Origin of the sequence: Dactylosporangium sp. CA-152071 (assembly GCF_050936335.1) — a bacterium.
Lineage (GTDB): Bacteria > Actinomycetota > Actinomycetes > Mycobacteriales > Micromonosporaceae > Dactylosporangium > Dactylosporangium maewongense.
Map to the genome: position 1 here is coordinate 1,658,541 of NZ_JBNJMZ010000001.1, position 19,260 is coordinate 1,677,800.

General features: G+C 71.6%; 13 protein-coding genes and 1 pseudogene. 8 read left to right on the forward strand and 6 right to left on the reverse strand.

All coding sequences use genetic code 11. The features are described 5' to 3' along the window. Positions 1-2: 2 nt before the first annotated feature. A complete protein-coding gene (locus tag ACQEVZ_RS07105; protein ID WP_433362912.1) occupies positions 3-1,556 on the reverse strand; it encodes a hypothetical protein in 1,554 nt (517 codons plus the stop codon). Next, on the reverse strand, positions 1,553-2,368 hold the full coding sequence (locus ACQEVZ_RS07110) for a carbohydrate ABC transporter permease (protein ID WP_344513962.1): 816 nt from the start codon (positions 2,366-2,368) through the stop codon (positions 1,553-1,555). Before ACQEVZ_RS07110 ends, ACQEVZ_RS07105 begins: the two co-directional genes overlap by 4 nt. 107 nt (positions 2,369-2,475) lie before the next feature. Here ACQEVZ_RS07110 and ACQEVZ_RS07115 point away from each other — a divergent pair, with 107 nt between their 5' ends. The 5 genes from ACQEVZ_RS07115 to ACQEVZ_RS07135 all read left to right on the forward strand — a co-directional run bounded on the left by ACQEVZ_RS07115 (position 2,476) and on the right by ACQEVZ_RS07135 (position 6,559). Then, a complete protein-coding gene (locus ACQEVZ_RS07115; protein ID WP_433376667.1) occupies positions 2,476-2,697 on the forward strand; it encodes a histidine phosphatase family protein in 222 nt (73 codons plus the stop codon). Next, positions 2,694-3,473: a DeoR/GlpR family DNA-binding transcription regulator gene (locus tag ACQEVZ_RS07120; protein WP_433362916.1), complete on the forward strand. Its 780-nt coding sequence runs from the start codon at positions 2,694-2,696 to the stop codon at positions 3,471-3,473. The genes ACQEVZ_RS07115 and ACQEVZ_RS07120 overlap by 4 nt, the downstream gene beginning before the upstream one ends. Then, positions 3,460-4,875: an FGGY family carbohydrate kinase gene (locus ACQEVZ_RS07125; RefSeq protein WP_433362919.1), complete on the forward strand. Its 1,416-nt coding sequence runs from the start codon at positions 3,460-3,462 to the stop codon at positions 4,873-4,875. The genes ACQEVZ_RS07120 and ACQEVZ_RS07125 overlap by 14 nt, the downstream gene beginning before the upstream one ends. Next, positions 4,872-5,915: a 2-hydroxyacid dehydrogenase gene (locus tag ACQEVZ_RS07130; protein ID WP_433362922.1), complete on the forward strand. Its 1,044-nt coding sequence runs from the start codon at positions 4,872-4,874 to the stop codon at positions 5,913-5,915. Before ACQEVZ_RS07125 ends, ACQEVZ_RS07130 begins: the two co-directional genes overlap by 4 nt. A 173-nt stretch (positions 5,916-6,088) precedes the next feature. Further along, entirely contained in the window at positions 6,089-6,559 is a 471-nt protein-coding gene (locus ACQEVZ_RS07135; protein WP_433362925.1) for a hypothetical protein, read from the forward strand. 121 nt (positions 6,560-6,680) lie between these two features. Here the strand turns inward: ACQEVZ_RS07135 and ACQEVZ_RS07140 are convergent, their stop codons facing one another. From ACQEVZ_RS07140 to ACQEVZ_RS07155, 4 genes are all read right to left on the reverse strand, one after another. Then, a complete protein-coding gene (locus ACQEVZ_RS07140) occupies positions 6,681-7,364 on the reverse strand; it encodes an STAS domain-containing protein (RefSeq protein WP_433362928.1) in 684 nt (227 codons plus the stop codon). Between the two features lie 188 nt (positions 7,365-7,552). Beyond that, positions 7,553-12,487 (reverse strand): DNA repair ATPase, encoded by a 4,935-nt coding sequence (locus ACQEVZ_RS07145; protein WP_433362931.1) that lies wholly within the window; start codon positions 12,485-12,487, stop codon positions 7,553-7,555. Positions 12,488-12,489: 2 nt separating this feature from the next. Continuing rightward, positions 12,490-14,553 carry a flotillin family protein gene (locus ACQEVZ_RS07150; RefSeq protein ID WP_433362934.1) on the reverse strand — a complete coding sequence of 688 codons (2,064 nt, stop codon included), beginning with the start codon at positions 14,551-14,553 and terminating at the stop codon, positions 12,490-12,492. Positions 14,554-14,659: 106 nt separating this feature from the next. Beyond that, a complete protein-coding gene (locus tag ACQEVZ_RS07155) occupies positions 14,660-15,268 on the reverse strand; it encodes a hypothetical protein (RefSeq protein WP_433362937.1) in 609 nt (202 codons plus the stop codon). A 541-nt stretch (positions 15,269-15,809) separates the two neighbouring features. Here ACQEVZ_RS07155 and ACQEVZ_RS07160 point away from each other — a divergent pair. The 3 genes and pseudogenes from ACQEVZ_RS07160 (at position 15,810) to ACQEVZ_RS07170 (ending at position 19,167) form a co-directional block, all read left to right on the forward strand. Further along, on the forward strand, positions 15,810-16,598 hold the full coding sequence (locus tag ACQEVZ_RS07160) for a hypothetical protein (RefSeq protein WP_433362940.1): 789 nt from the start codon (positions 15,810-15,812) through the stop codon (positions 16,596-16,598). Between the two features lie 240 nt (positions 16,599-16,838). Continuing rightward, a pseudogene (locus ACQEVZ_RS07165) lies at positions 16,839-17,611 on the forward strand (transposase family protein). A 290-nt stretch (positions 17,612-17,901) separates the two neighbouring features. Further along, complete coding sequence (locus tag ACQEVZ_RS07170) at positions 17,902-19,167, forward strand: hypothetical protein (RefSeq protein ID WP_433362943.1); 1,266 nt, start codon at positions 17,902-17,904, stop codon at positions 19,165-19,167. Positions 19,168-19,260: the final 93 nt, after the last annotated feature.

Genomic DNA, 19,260 nt, shown 5'->3' on the forward strand with positions numbered 1-19,260 from the left:
CTTCAGCGTGATGGTGCGGGGAGACGGAGCCGGACGTTGCGGTCCGGCGCGCCGCCGGCCGCACCGGTGCGACCGGCGCGGACGGCGTCGTTGTAGGCCAGCTCGCGGTGCAGCGCGGCGAGCCGGTCGGTGGTGTCCTGCCCGGCGGCCGGCACCACGGGCGCGTCGTGGTCGACGAGTGTGCTGGTGATGCAGAGTCCGCCGGACCGCTCGCGGGCGATCTGCAGGACCCGCGCCTGCACCGGCCAGTCGGCGATCGCCGCGGTGGTCACCTCGAACAGGCCGCCGCCGTCGCCGCGGTGGTGCGCGACGACCCGGTTGGCGTGGTGGTGGCCGTTGAGCCAGAGCACCACGTTGCGGCAGCCGAGCGCCAGGCGGAGGATCTCGCCGGCGTAGGCGCGCTCGCCCGGGTGGTCGGGGCAGACGCCGTAACCGTTGCGCAGCGAGCTCGTCGCGTGGTGCGAGGCGAGCACGATGAGCGGGTCGTCCGGACCGTCGGCGGCGAGCTGCCCGGCGAGCCAGTCGAGCTGGGCCCGGTCGATGCTGCCGTCCCAGTGCCCGTGCGGGTTGTCGGTGTTGAGCACGACGATCCGCACGCCGGGCACGGGGTCGTAGGCGTAGTGGGCGGTGCCGCCGCGGTGGTTGGCCGCCGCGAACCCGTGCCCTGCCGGGCGCGCGCCCGGGTGCCGGTGGGCGCGCACGAAGTCGGCCGGGGTGATGAAGGCCCGGCCGGCCAGTGCCGGCACCGGCCGGGACGGCCCGGCGAAGAGCGCGGCCGGATCGGTCAGGAACGTGCCCAGGGCATCGGGCAGATCCGGTCCGTCCGGCAGGCCGACCGGCTTGCGCGGCCCGGTGGCGATCGCCGCGAGGTCCGGCCGGGCCGCGGTGGTGCCGCCGATCAGCAGGTCGTGGTTGCCGAGGCAGGCCAGCCACGGGTGGCCGAGGCCTGCGGCGGTGAACGGTGCGGTGGCGGCCTCCAGCAGGCCGGGGTGGGTCGGGAACCCCCACAGGCGTTTGTACCGGTCGTCGCCCTGGTCGGGCCGCCAGTACCAGGGGTCGTCCCAGTCCAGCCGTTGGGGCCCGTGATAGCCGAACGGGCTGACCTCGACGGTGCCGCCGTCAAGCAGCGCGAGGTAGGCGGCGAGCTCGTTGGCCTGCGCGTTGTCGATGTTGTCGCCGGTCACCACGCACGCATCGAGGTCGAGCGCGGCGAGCGTGCGGATCATCGCCGCGGCGGCGTGCGGGGCGAGCGCCTCCTGCGGCCGGAACACCCAGTCGACGAGCCCGGCCCAGCCGGCGGCGCCGGCGCCGGTCCGCATGGCGAAGTCCAGGCGGGCCGGCGACCCGGGATCGACGACGTGCAGATCGGTCAGGTGGGCGAGGGTGGCGATCACGGTGCTGCCGCCGGACGGCGCCGGCCCGGGCACGAAGTCGGTGCGCAGGGTGTGGGCCTCGCCCGGCACCTGCCGCAGCCGGTGGTACAGGCCGTGGCTGCCCGTGCCGGCGACCTCGCCCGGCACGAGGGTCGGTGCCGTCTTCCCCTGGGTCGTGGTCATCGGACCGCCCCCGCTGTCAGGCCCCGCACGATGTGCCGCTGGAACATGTAGATCATCACCAGCATCGGGATGATGGCGAGCACGACGCCGGCGAAGATGACGTCGGGCGCCCGCTCTTCGACCGAGTTGAGCTGGGCGAGGCCGATCTGCAGCGTCTGCATCTTCGGTGTGCTCGTGACCAGCAGTGGCCAGAAGTAGTGGTTGTAGCTGCTGATGAAGGAGTGGATGGCCAGGGTGCCGATCGCCGGCCGGGACAGCGGGACGAGGATCTGCCAGAGGAACCGGAGGTGCCCGCAGCCCTCGACCTTCGCCGCCTCGTACACCTCCTTCGGGAAGCTCAGGAAGAACTGCCGCATGAGGAAGGTCCCGAAGCCCGCCGCGAGGAACGGCAGGAACAGTGCCGGGAACGTGTTGACCAGGCCCCAGTCCGCCATCGTGAGGTAGTTCGGGATGATCATCGACTCGGCCGGCACCATCATCGTGGCGAGGAACATGCCGAACGCGAGCCGCTTCAGCGGGAAGTGCAGGAACGCGAACACGTAGCCGGACAGCACCGAAGTGAGCAGGACGCCGAGAACGACGACGAGGGACACCAGGATGCTGTTGCCGTATTGGCGGGCCAGCGGCACCGCGTCCAGCACGGCACCGAAACTGCTCACGTGAAGGCTGGTCGGCAGCAGCGCGGGCGGGAAGCGGGTCAGGTCGTCGCGGCTCATCAATGATCCGGCGACCGCGTAGTACAGCGGGAAGATCACCACGGCGACGAGGACGACCAGTCCGGCGATCGTGCCGGCGTTGCGCAACCGGCTCATGAGTAGAACACCTTCCGCTGCAGGACCCTGAACTGGATCGCGGTGATCGCGGTGACGAGGAGCAGCAGGACGACGCCGTCGACCGGTTCCATGCCGGGCTCGCCGCGCTGGCCGCACGGGTGCCGCAGGGCAGCGCCCTGGTGGTGGCCCACAGCACGATCATCCGGCTGGTCGTGTGTGCGGCGCTGGGCCTGCCGCTCGCGCAGTACCGCCGCCGGCTGCCGGCGCTCGATCCGGTCGCGGTGACCACGCTGCGGCTGTCCGAGGACGGCGTGCCGGTGGCCCTGCTGGCGTACAACGTGCCGGTGTCTGAAGGATGGCAGCCATGACCGACCCCACGGAGCGCAGCCGGCCGGCCCAGCGGCAGGCGGAGATCGTCGAACACGTCCTGCAGCACGGTTCGGTGTCGGCCAACGACCTGGCCGAGCTGTTCCACGTCAGCCTGATGACCATCCACCGCGATCTCGACGAGCTGGAACGGCAAGGCGTCGTGCGCAAGTTCCGCGGCGGCGTGAGCGCCCAGCCGTCGAGCGTGTTCGAGAGCAACGTGTCCTTCCGGCTGCGTGCCGCGAAGGCCGAGAAGATCGCGATCGCGCAACGGGCCCGCGAACTGATCGAACCGGGCATGGCCATCATGCTGGACGACTCGACCACCACGCTGGAGCTCGCCCGGCTCCTGGAGGACGCGGCACCACTGACCGTGATGACCAACTTCCTGGAGACCATCAAACTGCTCAGCACCATGCGGGGCATCCGGCTGCTGGCCCTCGGCGGGGAGTACTACCCGACCCACGACTCCTTCCTCGGCGTGCCCTGCATCGACGCGATCGAGGCGCTGCGCGTCGACCTGCTCTTCGCCTCGACGTCGGCCGTGTCCGGCGGCTACGCCTACCACCAGGAACAGGAGATCGTCCTGGTCAAGCGGGCCATGATCCGCGCCGCCCAGCGATCGGTGCTCATGGTCGACCACACCAAGCTCGGCCGGGCCTCCCTGCACCGGCTCGCCCCGCTGTCCGACATCGACCTGGTCCTCACCGACAAGCAGGCGCCGCCCGAGGCACTGCTGGAGATGCGCGAAAACGGTGTCAGATATGAAGCCGTCTGATGCTCCCCACGCGGTCGGCGTCGACGTCGGCACCACCGTCACCAAGGCGGTCGTGTTCGCGGCGGACGGCACCGCCCTGCGCCGCGCCGCCCGCCCCACGGCGCTGCACCGGGCCGGCCCCGGCCGGTACGAGCAGGACGCCGCGGCGGTCGCCGCCTCGGTCGCCGCCGTCCTGGACGAGCTCGAACCCGGGCCGGTCGCCGCGATCGGGATCACCGGACAGGGCGACGGACTCTGGGCCGTGGACGACGCCGGGCACCCCGTCCGGCCCGCCATCTCCTGGCTCGACGCGCGCGCCGCCGACGTCGTCGCCGAGTGGACGACCGACGGGGCGCTGCAGCAGGTGTACGACCGCACCGGCAACCTGCCGTTCGCGGGCAGCTCGGGCCCGCTGCTGGCCTGGCTCGACCGCAACGAGCCGGCCACGCTCGACCGGGCGGCCACCGCGGCGTACTGCAAGGACGTCGTCGTGCAACGCCTGACCGGGCTACGCGCGACCGACGTGTCCTCGGTGCCCCTCCTCGACCCGGGCACGCGCGACTACGATCCCGCGCTGCTGGCCGCGCTGGGCCTCGCCCACCGCCGGGACCTGCTCCCACCGGTCCTGGCCGCCCCGGTCGAGGGGCTGCGCACCACGATCGGCGCGATACCGGCCGGCATCCCGGTCGTCGCGGCGCCGTACGACCTGCCGGCCGCCGCGCTGGGAGCCGGCGTCGCGCAGATCGGCGACGGCCTGCTGACCGTCGGCACCACCCTGGCCTGCCAGGTGCTCACCGATCGCGTCGGCACCGGCGAACCCGCCGGCCTGACCCTCACCACCTGGGAACCCGGGAGGTGGCTGCGGGCGCTGCCGGCGATGGTCGGCACGGCGGGACTGGACTGGGTGCTGAACCTGACCGGAGCGACCCTCGACGACCTGCCTGCTCTGCTGTCCAGTGGCGACTCCACCGGCCTGTCGGTGCTGCCGTTCTTCGCCGAGGCGGGAGAACGGGCGCCGTTCGTGGCGCCCGCGGCCCGGGCCCGCATCGACGGGCTGCACACCGGCGTCACGGTCGCCGACCTGGTGCTCGCGACCTGCGAAGCGATCGCGTACAGCGCGCGGCACTGCCTCACCGCCGCGGGCCTGGACGGCGAACTGTTCGCCTGCGGCGGCGGCATGCGCAGCGGCGCCTGGGCACAGATCTTCGCCGACGTCCTCGGCCGGCCCATCCGGGTGCTGCTCGGCGATGAGGTCGGTGCCCGCGGTGCGGTCCAGGCGGCGCTGCGCACCGTCGGCATCGCCGAGCTGCCGCCACCACCGCCGACCGCCGTGTTCACCCCGCGCCGCTGCCGCGACGACCGATACGCCCATTACCTGTCCGCTGTTGCCAGCGCCCGCTCGACCTGGAGGACCACCCCGTGACCCGTGTACTCGTCGCCGGCGACCACTTCGTCACCCCCGCGCTCGTGATCGATGCCCTCCACAGACTCGCCGACCTCGACATCGTCACGCACACCGGACCGTGGCCGCACACGCCGTTCGGCCGGGTGAACGAGGTCGACGAGGCGTCGGACATCGAGGACGCGCTCATCGACCTGCTGTCCGGGGTCGATGTGGTGATCACCCAGATGGCGCCGCTCACCGAACGGGTGCTGGCCGCCGCCCCGGCGCTGAAGCTGATCGTGGTCACGCGCGGCGGTCCGGTGAACGTGAACCTCGCCGCCGCCGAAGCCCGCGGCATCGAGGTCCGCAGCACGCCGGGGCGCAACGCGGTGGCCGCCGCCGAGCACACCGTCGCGCTCATGCTCGCGGCGCTGCGCATGATCCCGGAAACCCACGCGTCGGTGCTCGCCGGCCAGTGGCGCTCCGACCTCTACGCGCTCGACGCCGTCGGCTCCGAGCTCGGCGGCACCACCGCGGGCCTGATCGGCTACGGCGCCATCGGCCGGCGCGTGGCCCGCATCCTGCGCGCGTTCGACGCGACCGTGATCGTGCACGACCCGTACGCCGACCCCGCCACCCTCGACGGCGCCGAAGCGGTCACGCTGGACGAGCTGCTGTCCCGCAGCCAGGTGCTGAGCCTGCACGCCCGGCTCACCGCCGAGACCGTCGGCATGATCGGCGCCAAGGAACTGGCCCAGTTGCCGCACGGCGCGGTGCTGGTGAACTCCGCACGTGGCGGCCTGCTCGACTACCGGGCCGTGGCCGAGGCGCTCACGTCGGGACGGCTGCGGGCCGCCGCGTTCGACGTGTTCGACGTCGAACCGCTGCCGGCGGACTCGCCGCTGCGGGCGGCACCCGGCACGGTCCTGACCCCGCACCTCGCCGGCGCGACCGTGCAGACCGCCCGCCGGGCGGCGGAGCAGGCCGCCGACGCGCTCGCCACGTGGCTCGCCGGTGCCGCGACGTCCCCGGCCCACCCGGCCGCCGCAGCCGCCGCGGCCGAGCCAGACGGCCGGTGATCAGCTCGGGCTCCGGCGGGCCGCACCGCCACCGGCTGGTGTGACGGGGGTACGCGCGAACACCGGGGCATGCAGAGACCCAGAGCAGCGTCGGCGCTGAGCTACGGCACGGCGCCGGAGAGATCGACGGGCTGGCGGCGACCGAGGTTGCCCTGGAGGCCGCCGGTGCTGCCGTGACGCACCTGCGCTGCGGGTTCTTCTTCACCAACCTCGAGTTGCAGCTCGAGGCGATCCGCGCGGGACGGATACCGATCATCCTGCCGGTCGACCAGCCGATGGCGTGGGTCGCGCCGCGGGACATCGCCGAGGTGGCCGTCACCCGGTTGCTGTCGAGGGACTGGTCGGGCCGCGTCGTGCAGGCGGTGCACGGGCCCGCAGATCTCACCTGGGTGGAAGCGGCCGAGATCGTCAGCGCGGCCGTCGGGCGTCCGGTGACGGTCGAGCAGATCTCCGACGACGCCATGCGCCAGCTGTTGCGCGCGAGCGGAATGACGGCCGGACTCACCGACGCCGTGATCGGGATGTCTACCGGGCTGCGCGACGGATTCGTCCCCGAGCAGTCGCGGACTGGGCGGACCACGACTCCCACCACCCTCGCCGCATGGGCGTACGACACCCTGCGACCCCAACTCGCAGGGCACTGACATCGCGAAGTCGCGAACCGCCACCCACCGCGCGGTTCACGGCCGTTGCCCGCGGGTCCCGCCCGGTTTGTCACCGTGCCCACCTGAGCGCGTCCGTCGGGCCGGCGAGCGCACGCCGCGACTACGACCCGGACGGCGGGCCGACCGCCGCGTCCACATCGGCGGACCGCACGTCGCTCATGGGCGCCTGGTCGTGCGAACCCGCGCGACGCTCGCCACGAAGCCACCGAATGGCGTCGCGCTGGTCGTCGAACATCGGCAGGACGCGGTGCAGACACAGCAACTCGATCGCCGCACGGACGGCGGGCCGTGCCCCGGCGACAGCGATCCGCGCCTGGTGCGCGACGGCCCGCCGGTGCGCGTTGACCAGCACCGCGAAGGTCCCGGAGTCGACGCTCGTCACCCTGGTGAAGTCGAACAAGACGTGACCGCCCGGCTCCGCACCGGTCCGCAGCAGCTCCTGCAGACCGACGTTGGCCACGAGGTCCAGTCCGCCGGCCGGCCGGACCACGACCAGGTCAGGCAGGCGGTGCAGCACGATCCGCCGCAACGCCCGGCCGACAGGGACGTCCGCCTGCCGGTCGAACGCCTGCTCGACCATCCCCGCATCGTCCATCTGCCCGTCGCAGCGACCGCAGGCGTGCGGACCCGTCGCCAGGTCGGCACCACGCCAACCGTCCTGACCGAACAGGCTCCACGCCACGTCCCACGTGCCCATCGACGGCGCCAGACCGGTGACCATCTGACCACAGCGGTCGCAGGCCAGCGTGAAGTTCTTGCCGTCGCGGCTCAACAGTGCGGTCAACGGTTCCTCCGTTGGTCGGGGCAGGCAATGCCACCCTGACGCCGCGATGTGGCCGTCTCCCCGCGGAACCATGACAGTTCCATGACACCGCCGCGGTGCCGGCGGCGCGGCGACGGACCCGCCGGGTCGCGAGCCCGGCGATGACGGTGCGGTCGGCCAGGGGTTTGACGGCCACGCGAACCCGGCCATCAAACCCCTGGCCTGCCGGCGGTGGCGGTGGCGGTGGCGCGGTCGATCGCCGACTCGACGCCGCCGACCCGGTCGGCCAGGAGCCCGACCGCCGCCACCGCCCTGATCAGCGGATCGTCCTCGCCCCCGCCGAGCGCCATCCGCCGCACGTAGGCGGCCCTCACGTCGGCCCAGCGGCGGACCTGCTCGGCGCTCTGCCGGCCGCGCAGCTCGGCGAGCTTGAGCAGGTTCGCCTCGGCATCGCCGGTGAGGGTCTGCGCCTCGCCTGCGTAGTGGTCGTCGATCACGGCCTCCAGCTCGGCGTCGTTCATGACGGGCACGATCCGCTCCGCGATCGTGTTCATGTCACGGTAGGAGCCCTGCAGCCGGAACGGCGGCTCGGTCCGTGCGGCGTCCGCCTGGGCCGCCGAGGCCATGTAGGCGCGGTTGACGGTCAGCACGACGCGCTGCACCCGCAGCAGCTTGCGGAGCACTGCCAGGATCTCGTCGAGCTCGACCGGCCCGTATGAGTGTTCGAGCTGGTCGGCTCGCACCTGTCCGTCGCCGCGGGCGAGTCGCACCAGCAGTTCGACGTCGCCCGGGGCCCGGGTCGACAACGGTGCCAGCACCGGGTTGGTGGTGAGCGCGTTCTCGATGTAGCTGAGCGCGAACAGCTCGTCCCGGCCGGACAGGACGTCGCCGAGGTTCCACACGTCGGCGCGGTTGGCGAGCATGTCCGGCACGTGGAAGCGTTGCCCCGACTCGGTGTACGGGTTGCCGGCCATGCACACCGCGAACCGTTTGCCCCGCAGGTCGTACGTGCGGGTGCGGCCGTTCCACACGCCTTCCATCCGCCGCTGCGCATCACAGAGCGAGATGAACTTCTGCAGCAGCTCCGGCGAGACGTGCTGGATGTCGTCGAGGTGCAGCAGCACGTTGTTGCCCATCTCCAGGGCGAAGGAGATCTTCTCGACCTCCTGGCGCGCCGTGGCGTTCGGGGCCTGCGCCGGGTCGACCGATGTGACGTCGCGGCCGAGCGCCGGGCCGTTGACCTTGACGAACATCAGGCCGAGCCGGTCGGCGACGTACTCCATGAGGGTCGTCTTGCCGTAGCCGGGCGGCGAGATGAGCAGCAGCAGTCCCAGCTGGTCGCTGCGCCTGCCGTCGCCGGACGCGCCCAGCTGCCGGGCGAGGTTGTCCCCGATCAGCGGCAGGTAGACCTCGTCGATGAGCCGGTTGCGGACGAATCCGCTCATCACCTTCGGCGTGTACTCCGTCAATCGCAGCCGGTCCCGTTCGGCGGCCACCAGTTCGGCGCGCCGCCGCTGGTACGCCCGGAACGCGGGCATCCGTTCGGTGCGCATCCGCCGGGTCCGGGCGAGCAGCTCGTCGAGGCGGACGGCAAGGGTCCGGCCCACGATCCGCGGGTGCGCGCCAAGGAGCCCGGGCACCTCGGCGGTCATTGCCGCGGAGGAGTCGTACCGCGACAGCCGTGGTCCGCACAGCTGCACGGCCACGGCCTCGGCCAGGTCCGCCGGGTCGAACGACGTTCCCGCGGCGAAGGACGTGAGCCACGCCGCGACCAGCTGGTGGCGGGCGGCGAGCGTGGTGGGGTCGTCGCCGAGCGCCCGCAGATCGTCCTCGAGGTCCCGCCGGGCGTCGCCCAGCGCGGTGTGGAACGCGGTCAGCACGGCCCGCGCCGCGGCGCTGGTGACGAACCCCTCGGATGGGCCGCTCAGCTCCTCGAACAGGTACTCCCCCGCCAGTGCGGCGTCACCGGCGGACAGGTGCAGGCCGTTGGCGGAGTGGAACTCCGCGATCGACGCGCCGAGCTCGGCGCACAGCTCGTCGATCGCGGCGGACCGGCCGAACAGGGTGCGGGCCCGCGACAGCGACACCGCACGCCGCAGGACGGCGGTGTCCTGCGACCATGACACCTGCGCCGCCGCCCTCGCCGCCGGCGGGTACCGCAGCAGCCCGGCGCCGGCGTGCAGCCGCAGCAGCGTCGCGAGGATCAGGGCGGCGTCGTGGTCGTGCACACCCCGTTCGTAGCCCTCGTCGAAGCGCTGCTCGGCGGCCCGCCGGACCAGCTCCGACAGGCCGTCGGTGGTCGCCGCCGCCTCGTGCAGTGCCTGCTGGCCGACCTCGGTGAGCAGCGCGGACGCCAGGTGCTCGGCGCGGTACACGTCGGCCGACTCCGACGGCAGCGGCTGCTCCCAGAACGGTCTGGCGGCCTCGATGACGTCGTCGCGCACCGGCGCGTGGTAGTCGGTCCCGGTGATGGTGAAGGTCAGGCCGCCGTCGTGCGGGACGAGCGTGAGGTCCACGGGGGACGTGTTGACGGCGAACCGGTGCCGTCCGAGGCGGATCGTGTCGCCACCGTCGGTGAACAGGTCGAGCCGGTCGCGGAGCGCCCGGCCGGCCGCCGCGCGGGCCGCCGTGATGCGTCCCTCGAGTTCTCCGGCGCGCACCTGGTCGTCCAGCGCGCGCAGTTCGCCGGCGACGGCGTGCAGCTTCGTCACCATCGGGTCGGCGGCGAAGTACGTGTTGACCTCCTCCAGTGACGCGAGGTTCGCCACCCGCCGGCCGACGGTGCCCAGGATCCGTCCGGCTGTGTCGACGAGCCGGTCGGCCCGCCGGGACCGGTCGTCCAGCAGCGCCTGCTTGCGCGCGGTGAACGCCTCGTACACGTCGGTCCGCTTCGCACCGAGCTGGTCGGCGAACTCGTCGATCGCGGCGAACCTCGACTCCAGCTGCTCCAGCTGTACCAGCAACCGGCCGAGCTGCTCGTCGCAGCGTCGCGGGCTGTCGGCGACGGCGAGCGCACCGGTGATGGCCTGCCCGAGCAGGCCGAGCTCGGCCGCGAACTCGCCGCGCCGCTCCCTGTCCAGCAGTTCGCGCCTGCGGCCGTCGAGGATCGCCCGGGCCCGGTTCACGCCGCCGAGCACCTCGCCGGCCCGTTCGAGGATGCCGATGCGCACGATGGTGTCCGCGATGTCCAGCGAGCCGATCACCTCGGTGAGCACCTGCAGGCCGTCGCCCTGCTCGGCGAGCCGCTGGGCCACGGGCGCCGCCTGGGCGACCGTGGCGATGGCGGCGGCGTCACCGGCGAGCCGCTCGACCTCGTGGTGGTAGCCGGTGAACGCGTCCTCGCGCCGCAGGAAGCCGACCGCCCGGTGCGCGGCGGCGGCGAGCTCGTCGGTGACCTGCCCGGTCAGTTCCTCGACGTGCCCGGCGTCGACGTAGCGCAGCTCGCGCAGCGTCACGAGCCGGCCGTGTGCCTGGCGTAGCTCGGTGAGCCGGCGCACCCAGTCGTCCGCGCCGGCCGGGGTCTCCCCCCGCGAACGGCGGATCAGCGAAGCAAGGCCGGCGGCGGCTTCGCGCAGGGCCGTGGCGGCGCGATCGCGCAGGTCGCGGACCTTCTCGTGCTCCTGGAGCACCTCGGCGGCGGTCGCCCGCAGTGCTGTCAGCGGCCCCCGCAGGTCACCGGCTTCGCGCTCGCCGAGCCAGTGGTGGTGGTCGATGATGCGATCGCACGCGGCGATGATCGCCTCGAACACCGCACCGGTCGGCGTCATGTCCTCGACCATGCGGGCCACCGACAGGCATTCCGACACCCCTCGCACGAGGTCGGCGTTGCCGATCCGCGCCAGCGTTCCGGTGCCGGCCGGTCGGGTCGCAGCGTATGCGTCGGAGGTGTACGGCGTCCGCCAGACCTGCATCGTGTGGACCCGGGCCGGCGCGTCGGACAATGCGCGGAACACCACGAGGGTGCCGTCGTCGAACAACGAGTATCCGTGGCAGGAGACGGGGTTGGTCACCGCTTTGCGGATCACGTTGTACGGCAGGAGCAGCGAACGTCCTGCCGCTCTGTCGTGGAAGACGAACAGTACGTCTTCGCCGTTGGGCGAGCGGATCACCCGCTCGAACTCCAGACCCGACACGTCGCCGTCGAACGTCTTCGTGTCACCGGTGTCCAGGTGGAAGCCGCCGGGGAAGACGATGCCGTGGTCGTCGGGCAGGCGCAGGCAGGCCTGGCCGATTCCGTCGAGACGCACGACGCCGCGGGTACGTGTGTTGAACACCAGATACCGGGTGACCGTCTCCTTGTACGGCAGGACGCGCAGCAGGATGAGCGCGCCGACCCGGGCGTAGGCGACCTCGGCGTCGGCGAGGCTCTGCAGCGGCTCGGCCACCGGCTCCGCGTAGACGCCGTCCCCGGTCTCGGTGTCGTTCTCGATCTTGACGGTGAGTGCGCCGGCGACCGTCCCGACGAAGACCTCGTCCTCGATGGTGATGTGCGGGTGCCGGCCGGGCACATGGTGTTCGCGGGTGGTCGGCACCCAGGTGAACTCGTGCGGTGCGGGGAACGTGTCGTCGCGCTCGCCCTGGTTGTCCAGGTAGGTGACCGTGCCGTCGGCGGCGACCCGCCAGCGCAGCACCCGGGTGTCGTCGATGCGTGGCCCGGTCTGGAACACCGCGAGCAACCGGTCGTCCAGGCGGCGCAGCCGCATCAGGCGGGCCTGCTTGTAGTAGCGGTACAGGTCGCCGAGGTCGCGCTCGAACTGCGGGTCGCGCAGCAGCCCGGGCAGCTCGTCCCACGCCGCCTCCTCGAACCGGAACCCGTCGCCGTCACGAGCGACGCCGTGCAGGGAGAAGACGTGGCCGACCATGGTCGCCGGCTCGGCCCCGGCGGACACGTTGTAGCCGAGGAGCATCAGTCCGCCGACGGACACGATGTCGCGGGGCACGCAGTTGTGGCCCGTGCGGATCCGTTCGGTGCCGAGCAGCCGGAGCTCGGCGCCGCCGAACACCCCGACCCGGCGGGCGTTGAGCGCCTCGGCCCGCCGGGTGAGCTCCGCCGCCTGGACGGCGAGCCGGGCGCGGAGCACCTCGAAGGTGCCCTCGTCGAGGCCCGCCGCGGGCGTTGCGGGTGCGCTCGACTCCTGCGTCACCGTCACCGCTTGCCCGCCGCCAGGGAGGTCACCGAAGCGTCGGCGACACCGAGCTGCTGCGCGGCACCGAGCAGTTCCTTGAGTTTCGCCGCGTCGGACCCGCCCGCGTTGATCTGCTGCAGCAGCAACGCCGACAGCGTCAGGTTGCTCATGTCCGTGGTGCCCATCGAGCCGAGCAGCCGGACCAGGTCGTCGCCCAGGCTGGCCTCGCCGTTGAGGTAGGGCGCGGCGATCGTGCCCATGACGTCGGAGTGCTGCACGAAGCCGTCGACGCTCTTGCCCATGGCGATCGAGCCCAGGAGCCGGTCGAAGAACATGCTCTCGCCGCCGACGATGTCGATGTCGGCCTTCTCCAGGCCGGCCGCGAGCACCAGCGCCTGCGACTCGGCGACCTGCCGCTGCAGGTCGATGCCGGCGAGGCGGACGTCCTTCTCCATCTCCAGGCGCAGCCGGTACTCCTCGTGCCGGCGGGACGCGTCGTCCAGCGCCGCCATCGCCGCGGCCTTGTCGGTGAGCCCCTCCGCCTCGCCCTTGAGCTTCTCGCGGATGGCCTCGGCGCTCACCAGCGCCCGCTCGCGCTCCACGCCGACGGTGGCCCTGCCCACCTCTGCGGTGGCGAGGGCCCTGTCCCGCTCGACCGCGACCTCGGCCCTGCCGACCTTCTCGATCGCGTCCGCGCTGCGCTCGCGCACCTGCACGTCGGCCAGTCCGGTCGCGGCGGCCTCGGCCTGCACGCCCTCGGCGAGCCGGATCTTCGCCCGGGCGTCGAGCTCGGCGGTCTGCTGGCGTGCCTCGGCGAGGACCAGCTCCTCGCGGGCCTTGAACTTCGCTGACGCCTCCGCCGCCTCGGCGGCCTTGATGTCCTTGACGAGGTTCTCCTGCGCCTCCGCCTCGGCCTGGATGACGATCGCCTGGCGGGTGCGCTCCGCCTCCTCGACCACCCGAAGCCGCTTGATCTGCTCCTCCTGCTCGGCAACGGTCCGCTCCACCGCGATGCGCTCGCGGACGACCTCGGCGATGCCGCGCTTCTCGACCTCGAGCTCCTTGTCCTTGGCGATGGCGGACAGCTCGGTTTCGCGCTGCCGCGCGATGACCTCCAGCATGCGGTCCTTCTCGATCCGCTCGCTCTCGATCGCGACGACCCGCTCGCGGTTCTTCTGTGCGACGGCGATCTCGCGGGCCTGGTTCTCCCGCTGGATGCCGAGCTGCTCGTCGGTGCGCAGGTCGGCGCCGTGTGCCTTCAGCCGCTCCTCCGCCTTGACCCGCACGACCTCCGCGTCCTCGCGGGCCTGCAGCGTCGCCACCTCGCGGGCCTGGCGGATCTCCGCCTCGGCCTGCCGGCGCTCCAGCTCGAGGATCGCCTCCCGTGCGTCGACGTCCTGGCGTTTGATCTCCTTCTGCTCGCCGCGCTGGAGCTCGTTGGTGCGCACGTGTTCGATCGCGGTGAGCTCCGTGATCTTGCGGATCCCCTGCGCGTCGAGGATGTTGGCCGGGTCCAGGCGGCTCATCGGGGTCTGCTCGAGGAAGTCGATGGCGGCGTCCTCGAGGCTGTAGCCGTTGAGGTCGGTGCCGATGACGCGGATGATCTGGTCGCGGAACTCGTCGCGTTTGGTGTAGAGGTCGACGAAGTCCAGTTGCTTGCCGACCGTCTTGAGCGCCTCGGAGAACTTCGCGTTGAACAGCTCCTGCAGCGTCGCCTGGTCACTCGCGCGGCCGGTGCCGATCGCCTGGGCAACCTTGATGACGTCCTCGACCGTCTTGTTGACCCGCACGAAGAACGTGATCCGGATGTCGGCCCGGATGTTGTCCCGGCAGATCAGGCCCTCGTGCCCGGAGCGCTCGATCTCGATGGTCTTCACCGAGATGTCCATGACCTCGGCCTTGTGCAGCACCGGCAGCACGACGGCGCCGGTGAAGGTGACATCGACCCGCCGTACCTTGGAGATGATCAACGCCTTTCCTTGGTCGATCTTGCGGAACAACCGGGCGACCATGAGCGCGACGCCGACCACGATGAGCACGACGACGGCGACGAGCACCGCGAGTCCAGTGGTGATGACATTCATCGACAAACCCCCTTTGGTAGGGCGGGACAGACGGGAAACTGGCAAGCCTCGAGCAGCCGGCGTCGGGCGACGCCGGCGCAGGGCCGAGCAGGATTGGGCAGCGGTGTCAGGCGAGGGTGCTGGGGTCTTCCACGACCCAGAAGAACTCGCCGGTATCGTCGTAGCCGTAGATGTACGCGGCGCTGCCGGCGCGCAGCCCACCGTCGCCGGCCTGGCGCACCTGGACGATCGCCGACGATCCGTCGGCGGCCGTCACCTCGGCCTGACCGAAGGTCGACGTGACCGATCCGGTGCGGATGACACAGGGGCGCCCGAGCAGATCGGCACGGGACGGGCCCGGCGCAGCGGTGAACAACCGGCGGAGCGCGAGGACGGCCAGCCTGGTGACGAGCCACGCCACGCCGACGGCGACGACCAGCACCACGGCCGGCGCGAACGGGCCGTGCACCACCGTCGCGGCGGCGAGACTGGCGAACCAGCCGACCGCGATCAGCAGTGAGACGGCAACGGTGATCGGCACGCCGCCGAGACCGGCGACATCCAACACGCCGGCATCGTCGCCGCCGGCATCGCCGCCGGTGTCGCCGCCCGTGTCGAGCGACTCGACGTGCAGCGCTCCGAGCGACACCACCACCCAGTACCCGGCGACGACAAGCAGCAGCACGCTGAACACAGCCGTGGGAAACGCGAATGCCGCGCTGACGAAGTCACGCATGGATCCGCGTCACCGCCCCCGGGCACGCCCGGATCGCTGCACGGGCGGTCATCGCGGGTCGGCGACCGGACGTGGCCGCCCCGGCGGGGTCAGGGTCTGGACACCGGACATCGCACCGCCGCCAACGACAGGCGGAAGCATCGGCACTGCAGAATGAGTGTGCGCGGCGGCGAAATCCACGATCGTGGGCCTTCCTGGTCAGCGACAATGACTTGCCGACCAGACTTCCCGGCGCACCGTGCGTCATCGTATGCCAAAGCGCCCCGCGACAGGAAGACCCGTCGATCAACGGGCCGCTGCCGATCCGGCATCGGCGCCGCGCGACGGCCGGTATGTACAGGTGCTCCTGCCGGGAGGAGGACGCCACCTCGCTCGACCGTCATGTCGTCCTCGAAGTACATCGTGAGTCCGGATGAAACCCGCGCCGCCGACAGCACCCGCGGGGTGCCCGGGGCACCGAGCTGTGACCGTCGTACGCCCTGGCGAGACTGTCGTACCCTGACCGGCGACTACCATCCAGGGGAGCATTATCTTGCGCGCATTGCACCGTATCGCGGTTCCGTTCGTCGCTGCGGCGACCTTGCTGGCCGGCTGCGGCGAGTCTTCTCCGTCGTCCAACGCGAACGGGACACCGGCGACCACGGGCGCAGCGGCACCCGCCGCGTCGGCCTCGGCCAAGCCGGCGGCCGGGTCCGCCGAGTTCGAGGCGGCGATCGCCGACCTCGCCACCAAGCCGTACGCGTTCCTGACCAAGGCCAAGAGCGGCCCGCAGGTGAAAGGGTCGGTCGACCCTACGGCCGGCAACATCGCCCAGGTCGCCGACATCCCGGCCGCCAAGCTCAAGGTCAGCGTCACGGTCGTCGGCGAGGACTACTACGCCAAGCTCGACGGCGTCCAGATCCCGGGTGCGGCGAACAAGTGGATTCATTTCGAACCGGGGAAGCTGCAGTCGCTCAACAAGCTGCTCATCAACACCGCGCAGGACCCGACCGGCCTGACGCTCATCGCGAAGGCCATCGTCACCGCCAAGAAGGACGGCACGAAGATCACCGGCACGTTCGACGCGACAAAGGTCGGCGAGGGCGTCGGTGGCATCGGCGCCGAATCGGTCGCCGCGCTCGCCGACAAGGCCAAAGCGATTCCATTCACCGCCACCCTCGACGCCCAGGGCAAGCTCACCGCGCTGTCGTTCATGGTGCCGGAGCACGGTGAAGAAAAGGCCGACACCATGACGACGACGTACTCGGCCGTCGGCACTGCCGTGAAAATCGCCAAGCCGAGCCCGGTCGTCGAGGCCACCGAGCAGATCTACGCCGGACTCAACGGCTGACATGCCGAGGCCATGGTGGCCGCCGAATCGCGATACGCGGCGGCCACCATCGTCATCCACATGACACATAGCGCTCCGCTCAGCAATGAAACAGCGCCGGCCTCACTGGCACCGGGCGAAATGGTGGTCTGGTCAGCACCGGCCGCGCGCCAGTCGTCGCGACGAGCTCGCACACATGAATATGCACTCCCGGTAAGACAGCAATCGACCAAGGACGTTGCCCTTCCGTGGAGCCTCTCGATGCTGTCCCACCCGTCGGCGATCTCGTTGTCCAGCCGCGGCCTCAACCACCACACCGGCCTGATCCGCAGCCACCGACGGTCGCTGCGGTCGCGGTGGCGGCGTCTCGACCCGGGCCAGCAGGCCCTGCTCGCTCTGGCCCATCTGCGCAACGGTGACACCTACGCCCAGCTCGCGGCCGGATCCGGCATCGGTGTCGCCACCGCCTGGCGGCACATCCGCGAAGCGGTCGACCTGCTCGCCGCCACCGCACCGCCCCTCACCGAGGCGATGCACCGCATCCGCCGGCTGTCCTACGTCATCCTCGACGGCACGCTGATCGCGATCGACCGCATCCGCGGGCACAAGGACCGGCAGCACTCCCCCGGCAAGCACAGGCGGCACGGGGTGAACGTGCAGGTCATCGCCGATCCGCACGGCCGGCTCGTCTGGGCTGTCACCGGCACTGCCCGGCGCGACCCCACGACCTGACCGCAGCCCGCACCCACGGCATCATCGCCGCACTGACCAGCGCCGCGGTCGCGACCCTGGCCGACAAGGCATACCGCGGCGCCGGCGGCGCGATCGGCGTGCCGCACTACGGCCGCGACCTACCGGCACGGATGCGAGACTGCAACAGCAGCCACAACCAGATCCGCGGCATCGGCGAACGAGCGAATGCCACGCTCAAGACCTGGCGCCCGCTCCGCGGACTGCGCTGCCGCCCACAGCAAGCCACCGCGCTGACCGTCGCGATCCTCGTCCTTCAACATGCCGAAGAGCAGCACGGATGAGGTTGGGAAAGGCTCAATCATCGAGAAGTACGCCGGTGTCGAGCTCGCAGGGCCTTTGCAAGGTAGGGATTTGACCGGTTCGCCGGGTTGGGGATAGCCGCGCCCGTTGCGGCGGCCTGACGCGGCGAGCGCGCCCCGTGGTGATCGTCGCGGGAGCCAGCGGGCGGAGTGGCCTGTCGGCGTTGACCTGCGGAGATGCTGGCGAGCAGTCGCCTGGCCTCGTGGACGGTGAGTTGGACTAGGTCCGAGTCTTGGGGACGGCTCGTGGCCTCTGAATAGACTCGGCGCTCGTGGCCGACTTGTGGGCGATCCGAACTGGCATCGAGGCACGCGGCCTGCTTCGCGAGGCCGCCCGGCTGTATGGGCGCGCCGCGTTGGCCGGTGACGCGAAAGCCGCCGCCGACCTGGTCCGGTGCTGGCACCTGGTGCATCCCGGCGACCCGCGCGCCGCCCGGTGGGCCGCCGAGAGCGCCCCGGTCGATGATCCGGCACACGACGCGTACCTGCTGCGGGCACTGCTCATGGCCGGCGCGGACGACGAGGCGCGGCACCTGGCTGGGCGCGCTGTCGCGGGCGTTCGCCTCGACGACCCGCCCGGCGTCGCGGAGCTGGTCGTCACGCTCCGGGAGGCTGGCGAGGAAGACCAGGTCGGGCGGCTGGCGGAGCGCGGCGCTGAGCTTGCCAGCCTTGATGACCCATGGACAGGCGTGGATCCGCCGGCGGTCCTCGCCGAAGCGCACCGGAAGGCCATGGAAGAGCACGCGGCCAGCCCGCCTGCCATGCCCACCACCGCGGACGTCCGGCTCGATGACCCGATTGAGGTCACCTGCTTGCTGGTGGAACTGCGCGAGAACGGCGAGCTTGACCAGGCGCAACTGCTGGCAGCCAGGGCCAGCCCCGCGATCGGCGTGGACAACCCGTTCACGGTCGCGGAATTCCTCAGGGAACTGCGGCAGGCCGGGGCAGCGGACGCGGCCGCCTTGTTGGTGTCGCGAGACCCGGCCGGGCAGGTCAGGCTCGACCGCCCGTTCGGGGTGCGGGACCTGCTCATTGAGCTCCATGAGGCGGGCGCGGGAGAGCAGGTCAGGCGGCTGGCTGGCCGCGCTGCCGCCGATACTCCGGACGACGTGCTCGGTGGCGCCTCCAGCATCGCGGCCGTGCTGCACGGGCTTTGGCATGCCGGAGCGCGAGAGCAGGTCGGGCTGCTGGCGGGTCGCGCTGTCGGCCGGATCTCCCTGGACGACACGAGGTCCGTCGCCCAGATATTGGACATCCTGGCTGAGGGTGACGCGCAGACCCAGGTTGCCGCCCTGCTGGGGCGCGATCTTGGGATGCGGGTGCCGCCTGGCAACCAGCAGACGGCGGCGGCCCTGCTAGCGGCACTACGGAAGGCGGGAGCGGACCACCAGGCCGAGATGCTGATCCAGCGGCTGCCTGAAGCGGGGCTGTTCGTCTTGTTCCGCGAGCAGCCCGGCAACGAGCGGCTCTACCAGTTCGGCCGGGACGCAGATGGCGGCCCCGCTCGGGCATGGGACTGGGAGGACGTCTGGCAGTGATAGCACTGTTAGCGAACCAGTATCTGACCAGGTCGATGCTGTGGGCCGTTGATGTGGGTGCAGCTGCCCTGAGGATCATGTGTGTGTGACGAC